The sequence below is a fragment of the Novosphingobium sp. SG919 genome (genome assembly GCF_012932495.1).
Classification (GTDB): Bacteria; Pseudomonadota; Alphaproteobacteria; order Sphingomonadales; family Sphingomonadaceae; genus Novosphingobium; species Novosphingobium rhizosphaerae.
This window is the reverse complement of sequence record NZ_JABCNG010000001.1, coordinates 2,007,469-2,021,068: the sequence shown is the minus strand read 5'-3', so window position 1 is coordinate 2,021,068 and position 13,600 is coordinate 2,007,469. Positions and strand designations below refer to the sequence as shown.

At 64.2% G+C, this 13,600-nt stretch carries 11 protein-coding genes; 5 read left to right on the top strand and 6 right to left on the bottom strand.

What is annotated here, in order from left to right; translation table 11 throughout:
* Nucleotides 1-16: 16 nt before the first annotated feature.
* Complete coding sequence (locus FHT19_RS09025; RefSeq protein ID WP_169474654.1) at nt 17-1,066, bottom strand: LacI family DNA-binding transcriptional regulator; 1,050 nt, start codon at nt 1,064-1,066, stop codon at nt 17-19.
* Between the two features lie 207 nt (nt 1,067-1,273).
* On the opposite strand from FHT19_RS09025, the gene hisD reads away from it, so the two are divergent.
* Together hisD and FHT19_RS09015 are read left to right on the top strand one after the other, a co-directional pair.
* The gene (hisD, locus tag FHT19_RS09020; protein WP_169474653.1) at nt 1,274-2,605 is read left to right on the top strand and encodes a histidinol dehydrogenase; all 1,332 of its coding nucleotides are present in this window, start codon (nt 1,274-1,276) and stop codon (nt 2,603-2,605) included.
* On the top strand, nt 2,602-3,387 hold the full coding sequence (locus FHT19_RS09015) for an SDR family oxidoreductase (protein ID WP_169474652.1): 786 nt from the start codon (nt 2,602-2,604) through the stop codon (nt 3,385-3,387). Before hisD ends, FHT19_RS09015 begins: the two co-directional genes overlap by 4 nt.
* 63 nt (nt 3,388-3,450) lie before the next feature.
* Here FHT19_RS09015 and FHT19_RS09010 read toward each other — a convergent pair whose 3' ends face one another.
* Entirely contained in the window at nt 3,451-4,206 is a 756-nt protein-coding gene (locus FHT19_RS09010) for an SDR family oxidoreductase (protein ID WP_169474651.1), read from the bottom strand.
* 119 nt (nt 4,207-4,325) lie between these two features.
* Here FHT19_RS09010 and FHT19_RS09005 point away from each other — a divergent pair, with 119 nt between their 5' ends.
* Nucleotides 4,326-5,216: a LysR family transcriptional regulator gene (locus tag FHT19_RS09005; RefSeq protein ID WP_169474650.1), complete on the top strand. Its 891-nt coding sequence runs from the start codon at nt 4,326-4,328 to the stop codon at nt 5,214-5,216.
* Nucleotides 5,217-5,264: 48 nt separating this feature from the next.
* Here the strand turns inward: FHT19_RS09005 and FHT19_RS09000 are convergent, their stop codons facing one another.
* From FHT19_RS09000 to FHT19_RS08990, 3 genes are all read right to left on the bottom strand, one after another.
* Nucleotides 5,265-6,047, bottom strand: a complete 783-nt coding sequence (locus FHT19_RS09000; RefSeq protein ID WP_248290342.1) for an IclR family transcriptional regulator — start codon at nt 6,045-6,047, stop codon at nt 5,265-5,267.
* Nucleotides 6,048-6,121: 74 nt separating this feature from the next.
* The gene (locus FHT19_RS08995) at nt 6,122-8,209 is read right to left on the bottom strand and encodes a beta-galactosidase (RefSeq protein WP_169474648.1); all 2,088 of its coding nucleotides are present in this window, start codon (nt 8,207-8,209) and stop codon (nt 6,122-6,124) included.
* A 33-nt stretch (nt 8,210-8,242) separates the two neighbouring features.
* The gene (locus FHT19_RS08990) at nt 8,243-9,820 is read right to left on the bottom strand and encodes an alpha-L-fucosidase (protein WP_169474647.1); all 1,578 of its coding nucleotides are present in this window, start codon (nt 9,818-9,820) and stop codon (nt 8,243-8,245) included.
* Nucleotides 9,821-10,035: 215 nt separating this feature from the next.
* Between FHT19_RS08990 and FHT19_RS08985 the strand changes: the two genes are divergently transcribed.
* Together FHT19_RS08985 and FHT19_RS08980 are read left to right on the top strand one after the other, a co-directional pair.
* Nucleotides 10,036-11,682: a DUF5597 domain-containing protein gene (locus FHT19_RS08985; RefSeq protein WP_169474646.1), complete on the top strand. Its 1,647-nt coding sequence runs from the start codon at nt 10,036-10,038 to the stop codon at nt 11,680-11,682.
* A gap of 26 nt (nt 11,683-11,708) precedes the next feature.
* Entirely contained in the window at nt 11,709-12,038 is a 330-nt protein-coding gene (locus tag FHT19_RS08980; protein WP_169475013.1) for an L-rhamnose mutarotase, read from the top strand.
* Nucleotides 12,039-12,049: 11 nt separating this feature from the next.
* Here FHT19_RS08980 and FHT19_RS08975 read toward each other — a convergent pair whose 3' ends face one another.
* Complete coding sequence (locus FHT19_RS08975; RefSeq protein WP_248290341.1) at nt 12,050-13,558, bottom strand: tryptophan halogenase family protein; 1,509 nt, start codon at nt 13,556-13,558, stop codon at nt 12,050-12,052.
* Nucleotides 13,559-13,600: the final 42 nt, after the last annotated feature.

Sequence of the window (13,600 nt, the reverse complement as noted above, 5' to 3'; positions counted from 1 at the left end):
GCCACCCTGCGCCGGCCTAGCGGGTGAATTGCTCCACCCGCACCGGGCGCGAGCTGCCCCTGATGACCAGGGTGCCGGGGCAGACCACGGCTTCATGACTCTTGGGAGACTGGCGCAGGGCGTGGATCAGGCGCACGGTTTCATCGACCATCAGCGACGCCGGCTGGGAATAGCTGGTCAGCGCAAAGCCGGGCCACGCGGCCATCGGCACGTCGTCATAGCCGACGATCGAAATCTCGCGGCCGACATCGAGCCCGAACTCGTGCCTTGCCACGGTCACAGCGGCCAGCGCCATGGTGTCGTTCGCGCAAAACAGCGCGTCCGGTCGATCGGGCCGCAAGAGCAGGCGGCGCGTGGCGGCCATGGCAGCATCAAATGCGAAATGGCCGCATTCGCGCAGCGGCGCGGGATGGCCCTGTTCCGCCAGATAGGCAGTAAACCCGGCCTCACGCTCGATATTGGTCGACGCGTCGGGCGAGCCTGCCATGAACGCGAGCCTTTGGTGGCCACCAGCCAGCAGGTGCGCGGCAACGGATCGGGCACCGATCGCGTTGTCCCCCACAACGCATGAGGTTTCACGCTGGTCGGTGGTGCGGTTGTACAGGATGATCGGGACGCCTGCACGCCGGCATTCCGTGGCGAGCATGGACGACAGGCTTACCGACAACAGCACCAGCGCATCGATGCGATAATGCAGCACGTCCTGGATCGAGGGTTCGCCTTGTGCCGGAAACAGCATGAGGCGCAGACCGGTCCTGTCCAGGCAATCCGACAGCAGTTGCAGCGTCTCGACGAAGAAGGGGTTGGCAAGATTGCCCACCCCCACGCCGACAATGCCCGATCTGCCCCGGATCAGCGATCGAGCCAGCGGATTGGGGCGATAGCCAAGCCGCGCAGCCGCGGCGATGATACGTTCGCGCTTGTCCGCGGCGAGGCTGGAACCCGGTGTGAAGGCGCGCGAAACGGCCGATTGCGAGACACCTGCCTCTCGGGCCACGTCGTGCACGGTGACGGACGGCGCCGCGGTATCGGCAGGGGGCAGATTGGCGTCGGACGGATCAACCATCCCTGGTTCCTATCGTTGGGCAGGCAGGCGGTCAAACGGAGATCAGCGCGATGAGCGCCTGGCATGCGCGGATCGGTGAATATGCATTCAAATCAAAAAAGCGAATTTCTCTCTATCGAAAATTGCATATTCCAAAATATCCGTGAATATGTATTCATTGATGGGTGAAGCGACGGGCGTGACCGATCGCCAGGGAGATTTTCGCAGATGGCCCAATGGCTCAAGCGCGGCGCGGCCGCAGACGTGAAGGCAGCGACCGACCGCAAGGTGCGCGATATCGTTGAGGCGGCGCTGGCCGATATCGAGCAGCGCGGCGATGTGGCCGTGCGCGAGATGAGCATCAAGTTCGACGGTTGGGATCGCGACGATTACCGCCTGAGCCAGGCTGAGATCGATGCGGCGGTCGACAGTCTTTCGCCGCAAGAGCGCAAGGACATCGAATTCGCCCAGGCGCAGGTGCGCAATTTCGCCCAGATCCAGCGCGATTCCATGAAGGATGTGGAAGTCGAAACGCTGCCTGGCGTGATCCTGGGCCACAAGAACGTGCCGATCAACGCGGCCGGCTGCTATGTGCCGGGCGGCAAGTATCCGCTGCTCGCCTCGGCACACATGAGCGTGATCACTGCCAAGGTTGCCGGGGTTTCGCGCGTGATCACCTGCGCGCCGCCGTTCCAGGGCAAGCCGGCGCGCGCCATTGTTGCCGCGCAGGCCATGGCTGGCGCCGATGCAATCTATGCGCTGGGGGGCATCCAGGCGATCGGCGCCATGGCCATCGGCACGCAGAGCATCGATCCGGTGGATATCCTGGTTGGCCCGGGCAATGCCTTTGTCGCCGAAGCCAAGCGCCAGCTGTTCGGCCGCGTGGGGATCGACCTGTTTGCCGGCCCCACCGAAACCCTGATCATTGCCGACGAGATCGGCTGCGACCCCGAAATGGCCGCGACCGACATCCTCGGTCAGGTGGAGCATGGCCCCGACAGCCCCGGCGTCCTGCTGACCAACAGCGAGAAGTTTGCCCGCGCCACCATGGCTGAAATCGACCGCCTGCTGGACATCCTGCCCACGGCCGAACACGCCCGCAAGGCGTGGGAAAGCTTTGGCGAAGTGATCGTGGCCGACAGCTATGAGGAGATGGTGCGCATCGCCGACGATATCGCCAGCGAGCACGTGCAGGTGATGACCGCAGATCCCGACTATTTCCTCAAGAACATGACCAACTATGGCGCCCTGTTCCTGGGCCAGCGCACCAACGTTTCGTTCGGCGACAAGGTGATCGGCACCAACCACACCCTGCCGACCAAGAAGGCGGCGCGCTATACCGGCGGCCTGTGGGTGGGCAAGTTCCTCAAGACCTGCACGTACCAAAAGGTCTTGACCGATGAGGCAAGCGCGCTGGTGGGCGAATATTGCAGCCGTCTGTGCGCACTGGAAGGCTTTGCCGGCCATGGCGAACAGGCCAATATCCGCGTGCGCCGCTTTGGTGGGCGCAACGTGCCCTATGCCGGCCAGGCCGAACCTTCGGAACTGACCAGGGCATGAGCGGGGAGAGCATCAGCGCGCTGCCGCAAACGCCCAGCTTCCGGCTAGACGGGCGGCGCGCGCTTGTCACCGGGGCAGGGCGGGGTATCGGCCTGGCCATGGCGGCAGCCCTGGCCCAGGCCGGCGCCGAGGTGACCCTGGTTGCCCGCACCGCTGCGGAAATCGAGGCGGGCGCTGCGGCGATCGTGGCTGCCGGCGGGAAGGCCCAGGCGGCCGTGCTCGACGTGAGCGACACGGCCGCGGTGGCCGCCTTCTTTGCCGCGCGCCCGGCGTTCCACGTGCTGGTCAACAATGCCGGCACCAATCGCCCCATGCCGCTGTGGCAGGTGAGCGAGGCAGACTATGACGCCGTGCTCGATCTCAACGTCAAGTCGGCGTTCTTTGTCGCGCAAGCCGCGGTCAAGGCCATGCTGGCCGAAGGCGTCGCAGGGGGCAGCCTCATCCACATCGGCAGCCAGATGGGCCATGTCGGTGGGCCCAACCGCAGTCTCTATTGCGCCAGCAAATGGGCGATCGAGGGGCTTAACAAGGCTTTCGCCCTGGACCTGGCGCCGCATGGCATCCGTTCCAACACGATCGCCCCGACGTTCATCGAAACGCCGATGACGAAGCCGTTTTTCGAAGACGCGGCGTTCCGTCAAAGCGTGCTCGCCAAGATCAAGCTGGGCCGCCTGGGCACGGTTGAAGACCTGATGGGCGCGGTCGTGTTCCTGGCCAGCGATGCTTCGGCCCTGATCACCGGAACCAGCCTGGTTGTCGATGGTGGCTGGACCGCAGACTGATTGATGGCGCAGGCCTGGCGGCGCTGCTCGACAAGCGAACAGCGCCGCCAGGCACCGATCGCGTCAGATCTGGGCCATGCCGCCATCGACGAAGAGTTCGATGCCATTGACGAAACTCGCCTGGTCCGAAGCGAGGAACAGCACGGCCTTGGCCACTTCCTGGGGCTGACCAACGCGACCGAGCGGCACTTGCCCGGCCAGGATGTCGAGCAGGCCTTGCTGGGCGGCGGCATCGGGGCCAGCCAGTTCGACGAGGCCGGTGGTTTCGATCGGCCCGGGGCTTACGGCGTTCACGCGAATCTTGCGGTCCTTGAGGTCGAGAATCCAGCTACGCGCGAAACTGCGCACGGCGGCCTTGGTGGCAGAATAGACGCTGAAGGCGGCCGTACCGGTAACCGCGGCGGTCGAACTGGTCATGACCACGGCAGCCCCGTTACGCAGCAGCGGCAGCGCCTTTTGCACGGTGAACAGCACACCCTTCACGTTGGTGTCGAAGGTCTGCTGGTACTGTTCCTCGCTGATCGCGCCGAGCGGGGCGAAGCTGCCGCCCCCGGCATTGGCGAACAGCACGTCGATCTGGGCATGCTGCTGCTGGACGGCATCATAGAGCCGATCGATGTCGGCCAGGTTGGACATGTCGCCGCGCACGCCGGTCACTCGCCCACCGATGGCTTTCACGGCGGCGTCGAGCGTGTCCTGGCGGCGGCCGGTGATGAACACCGATGCGCCCGCTGCCACAAAGGCCTGCGCCGTGGCAAGGCCTATGCCCGAGGTGCCGCCGGTAATCACCACCACCTTGTTGTTGAAATCCTGCGTCATGGTTCATGCTCCTGATTGTATGGTCGGCGCGTTCCTGCGCCGCTGGAAAGGGATATGAACCTGCAACGATCTTGGCTGTAGTCTGCAGAAATGATACATATCGTTCCATCAGGGGAACGATGATGCGCGCTGATCTCAACGATTACGCTTACTTTGCCGAAGTGGTCGCCCACGGTGGCTTTGCCGCGGCGGGCCGGGCACTGCGAGAGCCCAAGTCCAAGCTCAGTCGCCGCATCGCTGCGCTCGAGACGCGGCTTGGCGCGCGGCTGATCGAGCGATCGAGCCGTCGCTTTCGCGTTACCGATGTGGGCCAGGCCTTTTATGAGCGCTGCCGTGCGATGATTGCCGAAGCGGAGCAGGCCGCAGCACTGGTTGCCGAAGCGCAGGCCGAGCCGCACGGGCGCGTCCGGTTCAGTTGCCCCACCGGCCTGGTCGAAATCCTTTCGGAAATCCTGCCGGGGTTTCTGGCGCGCCATCCGCGGGTGCGGTTGCAGCTTGTCGCCACGGACCGGGCCGTGGATCTGATCGAGGAGCGCATCGACCTGGCCCTGCGCGTGCGCGTGGCGCTGACCAGCGATGCCGCGCTGACGATGCGCACGCTCGGCACATCGGCGCGCATCCTGGTTGCCAGCCCGCAGGTGGCCAACCGCATCGGCAACGATCTTTCCGCGCTAGCCAAAGTGCCGACGTTGGGCACGTCCGACGAGATCGGCGAAGTGGAATGGGTGCTTGAACGCAAGAGTGGCGAGGCGCATCGTATCCGCCACGAACCGCGCATGACGTGCAGCGATTTTACCGCGGTGCGCGCGGCAGCCGTTGATGACCTTGGCGTGGCGTTGCTTCCCGATCATGTCTGCACAGCCGCCCTGGCCGATGGCCGGCTCGTTCACGTGCTGCCCGAATGGCGGGCGCAGACGGGGATCGTCCACCTTGTCTTCACCACCAGGCGCGGCCTGCCGCCGGCAGTGCGTGCCCTGATCGATTATCTGGCGGCGGCCTTTCCGAAATAGCGCCAGTGCGCTTGAAGCGGTATCACTGCTGTCGGCCGCGCTAGCGCGTCAAGGCCTGGGCGTATGGCCAAGCGAGATGGAAATCTCCTGGGCGGCCCGGTCGAGCATTTGCCGTGCGGTTTCCATGTCCACGCGTTGCGATCCGTCGATCAGTTCAAGAAAGGGGATGGTCAGCGCGCCGGCGGCCATGCCATCGGGCCCGAACACCGGATAGCTGATGTCGGTCACGCCGCGGGTTATCGGGCTTTTGCGCTGTTCGTGGCCGCGGCGGTGAATGGCGACAAACCGCTTGTCCAACGTGGCGCGCGATGGTGGTTGCGGGGTCAGGCGGGATGCCTGCTCGATCACGTGATCGCGCAGTTCCTCGGGTGAAAACGCCAGCAAGACCTGGCCCGAGCAACTGTTGAGGATATCCACCGCGGCCCCCAGGCGCAGCGAGAAGCCGCGCGTGCCCGGGTTCTGTTCGCGGGCGATCACCATGCCCGCGCTGTCGTTGATCACCACCAGATGGCAGGATTGCGCGGTATCCAGCGCCAATTGGCGCATGGCCGGCTTTGCGGTTTCGACCAGATCCTTGGCATGGGTCACGCGGTAGGCCAGATCGAGGAACTTGTAGGCCACCGAATACCGATCATCCTTGTGCGATTTGCGCAGGATTCCCATCTTTTCCATGACGATGACGATGCGGAAAATCTCGCCCACGGATCGGCCCAGTTGAACCGCCATTTCACTGATCAAGGCGCCATCGGGGCGGCTGGCGAAAAGCTCCAGCACCTCGAAAGCCTTCTCCACCGCGGGCGCGGCATAACTCGCTTTGGGACCTGTTCGCATCAATGCTCCGTCCGTCCTGGTTCAGGGCGGATTTGCATTATATGAGATATGGCGGCAGTCAAACGGCGGTTCCTTCACTGCACGATCTCTGCCCAATAGCCCGGCAGATCCAGGTGCCCGGTGTAGCGTTGCTTGCTGATCGCGCCGGTCTTGGAACCCGCGATGGGCACGGTGATCGGGGCGGGCGTGGTGTTGACGTAGAGCGTGCGCCCATCGACTTCGCGCGCGACGACGCCTTCGGGCGTTTCCGGGCCGCGCGCGATGCCCAGCTGGGCATAGAGCGAGCGGACCAGCGGGCCGAGCAGGGCCGCCTGCGGCGCGGTGGCAAGATAGATCGCGCGGCCCTTGCCAAAGCGGTTGGCGGTGATTGCCGGGCTGCGCTTGGGGGTGTTTTCGAACGTCGCCAGCGTTTGCGCGGTAGAGGGTTCGAGGACTTCATAGTAGTCGTCGGTGCCGGTCAGCGCCTGCCCGGCGAACGAGACCTTGAGCGGCTGTGGCGCGCGATAGAATTCGTTGGTGCGCAGGCCGAACACATCGGTCAAACCGCCGGGGAGGGGCGTTTCGAACCACTTGGCCGTGCTGTCCACTTTCGCGGAATAGCCGGTCATGATCACGGTGCCGCCATTGGCAACATACTTGCGGATCGCGTCTGACGTGGCCTGGTCCATGACATAGGCGCTGGAGAGCACCACCAGCTTGTACTTGTCGATGGCATCGTGGCCGATGTCGATCACTGCGGTGTCGATATTGTCGCGGTAGAACGGTTCGAAGCCGGCCTTCACCTGTTCCTGGTATTTGCCCTTGAAGTATTCCTGCATGGTGTTGGGCCCCTCGGGTGGCGAGGTCAGCCAGTTGGTGTCGAAGGAATAGTGCAGGGCCACTTGCGGTGTATGATAGCGCGGGAAGCCGAGCGCCTTGATCGCCTTGAATTCGCGGGTGATCGTGGCGAATTCGTCCACTTTCCACGATGGCCGCCCATCGTGGTCGACCAGGCCGAACAGCGCCTGTTCCTCGCCACCGCTATGCGAATTGAATGTCCAGGCCAGGAACGTCTGCGAATAATAGAGCAGCCCGAAATAGGCCCACATGCGCGAACGGCCGGGTGTGCCATAGAAACCGCCACCGCCGGCGGTGAATTCGTTGAACCACACCGGGGTGGTGTGGCCCGCCTTGTTCATCATCACCTCGAACGCCGCGCCCACCGGTTCGCCGGGATAGAACCCTTGCGCGCCATATGTGGAAATGCCTTCCCAGGCGCGCAGATAGTCGAAGCCCTTGCCCCAGGCGGTCGGCCAGAAGTTCGATGCCACGGGCAGGTTGGGGGCAAACTGCTTGCGCACCGCTTCCAGTTCGCGCAGCGCGCCCACCGTGTCATCCGACCAATAGCGGTGCAGGTCGAGATAGCGTTCGTTGGGGCCGGGGCCGTGGAGATAGGGCAAGTCGACCTGATCCCAGGTGTTGATCCGGCGCGACCAGCGCTGGGTTGCCCAGGCCTTGTTCAAGGCTTCGATGCTGCCGTACTTGTGCTGGAGCCAGGTGATGAAGCGCTGCCGGTCCGCCTCGGAAAACGACATTTGGCCATTGCCGATCTCGTTGGTGTAACCCAGCGCGATGACCGCCGGATTGTGGGCATAGCGCTGCATGATCTTTTCAGCCATGCGGCGCATGAGGCGGCGGTAATCGGGATCGCTGATATTGTCCCAATAGCGCGTGGCCGGATGCAGCCGGGCGCCTTCCTGGTTGACAAGGTCCACCCCCGGATAGGCCTTGTGCAGCCAGATCGGTGCGGGTTGGCCGGGGATATCGACAATCACCTTGATGCCGGCCTTGTGCATTTGCGCGATGACATCGTCGAACCATTCGAAGGTGAAGCGGCCTTCTTCCGGTTCGAACGAATCCCATGAAAGGTCGCCCATGCGCACCATGTTGAAACCGGCCGCCTTCATGATCGCGATGTCCTGCTTGATCTGCGCGGGCGAGCGATCGATCGGCTGGTAGCACGTGCCGACGAACAGATCGCCGGCACCCGGCCAATCAGGATGCCCTTGTGCGCTTTGCGCGGCAGCCGGTTGCGGCGCGGCGATGGCGGGGAGGGCGATGGCCAGGCCCAGGGTGGCAGCCGTGCGGGCGGCGCGGACGAAAGCGGTGGAGCGGCGTGGCATGGGTCTGATGATCCTTGGCAAAACGCGATGAATTCAGGCGAAGGTGATTTCGAAGGCGGTGGCCTGGCGGGTGGGGCTGGCGGCGGGCAAATCGATTACCAGCGCCTGGTCGGTCTGCCGGAACGAAGCCCGGCCGCCATGGCCCAGCATGCGCACGCGCCGAACCTGGCGGCGTTCATGGGGATTGCCCTGCGCCAGCGCAGCAATGGCCACCGGGCCGGTCGCTTCGGCCAGGGTCAGCGCGTAAAGCGTTTCGCCCCGCGTGGTGAAGCGGATGTCCTGCGCGGTATAGTCGCCGCTTTCCTTGAACATGCCCGACGCGGTTTCGGTGGGCCCCTCGCCAAAGACGTGCCAGGGCCGCGTGCCGTGGATCGCAACGGCGTTGATCTTCATCCAGGTGGCCAGATCGGCCAGCAGCTGGTCTGACTGTGGCGGCAGGCTGCCATCGGCATATTGCACCACGTTGAGCAGCATGTTGCCATTCTTGCTGACGATATCGGCCAGCATGGCGATGATCTGCCGGGCCGTCTTGTAATCGGAATTTTCGGCGAAAAACCAGTCGCCGTTCGAGGTGTCCGTTTGCCAGGGCAGCGGATGGATGCCGTTCATCACGCCGCGTTCCACATCCTGCACGCAGGCTTCCTTGTGGAACTCGCCCGAGCCGGAATCCTTGCAGGTATAGACCGCGTCGAGCCGCCCGCGGCGCGCGATGCTGGTGTTGTAAAGATGCGCGACAAGCGAGCGTCCGATCTCGCCGAACGGCAGGCCGCCGTCGGAATAGAGCAGGTCGATCTCGTAATTGTCGACCAGATCGCGCAAGCGGCGCAGCCACATGCGGTGATAGGCCGTCTTCTGCGTGTACCAGCTTTCCGGCGTGTTGCGGAACGGCTCGTCATGGTTGCCATGATAGAGGTCGGCATAGGCCGGATCGGCCCCGTCATAGGCCACGCCCAGCTTGGGCCAGAACTGGTCGTAAAGGCCGTTGGGGTGCCACCAGGTATAGCTTGCGCCCAAGTGTTCCGACACGCCGAACTTGAGGCCGCGGCGGCGGGCGGCGCGCTGCCATTCGCCCACGATGTCGCGCCTTGGCCCCATCGCGACCGCGTTCCAGCGGTGATGGGTGGACTTCCACAGGTCGAAATTGTCGTGATGCACGCCCATCGACACGAAATACTTCGCGCCGGCGGCGGCATAGCGATCCATCAGCGCTTCGGGATCGAAACGCTCGGCCTTCCACAGCGGGATGATATCCTTGTAGCCGGATTCCGCAGGGTGCCCATAGGTCTTGCGGTGATGGTCATAGTGCGGATGGCCCGGCACATACATGAAGCGGGCATACCAATCGCCTTGTCGGGGCACGGCCTGGACGCCCCAGTGCGACCAGATGCCGAACTTGGCGTCGTGGAACCAGTCCGGCGTCTGATAGGTCTTGAGCGACGCCACGCTGGAATCGAAACGTCCCTTGGCAATCGGGGGCAGGCCGGGTTCGGGGGCAGTGTCCTGCTGGCCGGCGCTTTGGCCCAGGGCGGCGGCGTTCGCACCGGCGGCGCCAAGGCCCAGCGCGGTGGCCACGGATCCTCGCAGCAGATCGCGCTTGGTGATTGCGTCCATTTCTACCTCCCCTGGCGCGCGGCGGCAAAAGGCGTGAAAGCCTGCGTCCGTGCTTGCTGTATTACCATATTTGCAAATGCATTTTCAAAATGCAACATCATTGGCAAGCGAATCGACAGATTTGCAGATTTGCCGGCGCGATGTAGATAGCGCTAACATAAGGCGGCCTGCTTGTGACAGGATCAAGCGTCCGCAAGCCCAGGCGAGGAGAGGTCATGAAGCACCAAAAGAGTTTGATCGCGGCTATCGGCCTTGCATTGGTGAGCCCAACGACGGCATGGGCGGCGGGTGGCCCGGCGGCCGATGCCGCCACGCCACTGCCCCGGATCGAGACGCGCAACGGCCGTCACGCGCTGATCGTCGATGGCGCGCCGTTCTTCATGCTCGGTGCGCAAGCCAACAATGCGGTCAACTACCCGGCCTATCTCGATACCATCTGGCCCGTGCTCGATCGCATCCACGCCAATACGCTGGAGGTGCCGGTTGCCTGGCAGCAGATCGAACCGGTCGAAGGCCAGTTCGATTTCTCCTACCTCGGCACGCTGCTCGATCAGGCGCGCCAGCATGACAAGCGGTTGGTGCTGCTGTGGTTTGGCACCTGGAAAAACACCAACTACAGCTATACGCCCGATTGGGTGAAGCTGGACAACCGGCGTTTCCCGCGCATGAAGCGCAAGGACGGTGAAGACCACCAGGTGCTGAGCGCGCATGGCGCCAATACCCTGGCCAGCGACAAGCGCGCCTTCGTCAAGCTGATGGAATACATCCGCGCGCATGACGCCCGCAACACCGTGATCATGGTGCAGGTGGAAAACGAAACCGGCAGCTATCGCTTGCCCCGTGACCATGGCGCGGAAGCCGAGCGGCTGTTTGCCCAGCCGATTCCCACGGCGCTGGCGCGAGCAACCGGCCGCACTGGCACCTGGTCGCAGGCGTTTGGGGCTCAGGCCGATCGCTATTTCAACACCTGGTACACCGCCAGCTACGTCAACGAGATTGCCCGGGCCGGCAAGGCGATCAAGCCGCTGCCGATGTATGTCAACGCGGCGTTGGCCGGGCCATCGAACCTGCCTGATCCCGATGGCGTGGCCAGCGGCGGACCGCAGCAGGACGTGATCGACGTGTGGAAGGCCGCCGCGCCCGCGATCGACCTGGCCGCGCCCGACATCTATGACGGAAAAAGCGACAACGTGCTGTTCTATATGGACAAGTACAACCGCCCGGATAACGCTCTGATGGTGCCGGAAATCGGCAATTCGGTGCTGTTCGGCCGCTATTTCTATCCGGCGCTGGGGCGTGGGGCGATCGGCTTTTCTCCGTTCGGCATGGATCTGAGCGGCTATATGAACTACCCGCTGGGCGCCAAGGAACTCGACGACAAGACCCTGGGGGCCTTTGCCCTGCCATACAGCATGCTGGCGCCGATGATGCGCGATTGGGCCAAGCTGGCGATGTCTCACCCCACCTGGGGCGGGGCCAAGCCCGATGACGGCAAGCCGATTTCCACCACCATGGGCAACTGGACCATCAGCGGCGATTGGGGCGAGTGGCAGTTTGGCATGAAGGAATGGACGTTCTTCAAGGCCGATCCCACGCCGGCCGCCGACAAGCCGGTCGGTGGCTTTGCCGTGATGCAGCTTTCGGACGATGAGTTTCTCCTGATCGGAGACCACGTGCGGGTCAATTTCGCGCCAGCGGCCGGCTCGCCCGGCAAGGGCATCATGCTGCGCGCCGAAGAAGGCCGCATGGTCGATGGCAAGTGGGTGATGACACGCATCTGGAACGGCGATCAGACCGACTATGGCCTGAACCTGACCGATCGCCCGCAAGTGCTTAAAGTGACCATGGGGCATTACCGGTGAGCACGCCGACCGAACGGCACGTGCTGATGCTCGATCTCCATGACGAGGCGGAGGCGATCCGCGCCTATCGCATGTGGCATCGGCCCGGCGGCCCGCCAGCGGCCGTCACCCGCTCGATCCGGGAAAGCGATATCCGTGCGCTGGAAATCTGGCAGGTGGGCGACCGGCTGTGCATGATCATGGAAACCGGGCCGGCCTTTTCGGCCGCGGCCAAGGCGCAGCGCGATGCCACCGATCCCGATGTCCGTGCCTGGGAAACGCTGATGGACCAGTTTCAGCGCCGACTGCCGTTTGCGCCGGCGGAGGTAAAATGGGTTCCCGCGGAACGGATCTATACCCTGGCCGAGCAGCCCTGACCGCGCGCTATTCAGGCTGAAACCGCCAGGCCGCCCGCGTGCCTGATGAAATCGAGGTGCGCGGGCAGGGCGTCCACCCCCCGGGCGATCAACCCGCGCATGCGGCCAAGCTGCGCTTCAAGCTCTGGCGCAGGAACCAGATCGGCCTGGGGATCATAGCCGCGCGGGATCAGCCCCTGGCCGAGCATGACGGCGGCCCAACTGGTTTGCGTGAACAGTTCGCCCGGCTCGATCATCAGGCGCCCATTGGCGGCGAACAGCGCCATCCGATCGCGCAGGCTTTCGGGCACCTCCATCGCCGCGACATGGCGCCAGAACGGCGTGTCGCGGCGGTGTGTCTGCTTGTAGTGCAGGATCACGAAATCTCGCACCGTTTCGAAATCGCGGCGAACCAGGCGGTTGTACTGGGCCACTTCGACTGGATCGATGCGGTCGGCGGGGAACAGGGACAACAGCGTCGTCACGCCCTGCTGCACCAGGTGGATCGATGTCGATTCCAGCGGCTCGATAAATCCCGACGCCAGGCCCAGCGCCACGACATTGCGGTTCCATGCCTGCTTGCGACGCCCGGTGACAAAGCGCAGCGGGCGCGCTTCGCCCAGTGCTTCGCCATCCAATTGGCCGATCAGCGTGTCATGCGCGGCTTCGTCGCTGATGAAGTCGCTGCAATAGACATGGCCGTTACCCACGCGATGCTGCAGCGGAATGCGCCAGATCCAGCCGCCATCCTGCGCGGTTGCCCGCGTGAAGGGCTGGGGTGCTTGGTGCGTGCGGGTGCCGATCGCCAGGGCCCGGTTCATCGGCAGCCAGTGTGACCAGTCTTCATAACCGGTCGACAGCGCCTGTTCGATCAGCAACCCGCGAAAGCCCGAGCAATCGATGAAAAGGTCGCCGCGGATCGCGCGCCCGTCTTCCAGCCGCAGGCTTTCGACAAAGCCATCGTCATCGCGCAGGGCAACATCCACGATGCGGCCGTCCACATGCACGGCGCCGTGCTGCACGGCGATGTCGCGCAACAGGGACGCATAAAGCGTAGCATCGAAATGCAGCGCATAGGCCATGCGCGAGAGCACGTTGCGCGGATCATCGGCAGGCCTGGCGAACCGCCCGGCGTGCGCGGCCTGCGCCGGCAGCGAATAGTCGGCCAGTTCGCCCTGGCGCGTGCGCAGCCAGTAGTGATGGAAATCCACCCCGTTCAGGTCTGCGCCCAGGGTGCCGAACGGGTGGAAGTAAGTGTGGCCCCGCGCACGCCAATCGCGAAATTCGATGCCCAGCTTGTAGGTGGCCTGGGTGCGGCGGACGAGTTCATCTTCGTCAACACCGAGCAGCGCATTGAGGCGCAGGATCGGCGGGATCGTTGCCTCGCCCACGCCGACCGTGCCGATGGCCGATGATTCCACCACGGTGATCGTCACGCGGCCCGGCGGCAGGCTGCGCGCCAAAACGGCGGCGGCCATCCAACCGGCCGTGCCGCCGCCCACGATCGTGACATGGCGCACCGCGCTCTGGCCCATTTTCATTCCTCCGGCCTTGCCGTCGATAGCATGGTGAGCGGGCGGGCC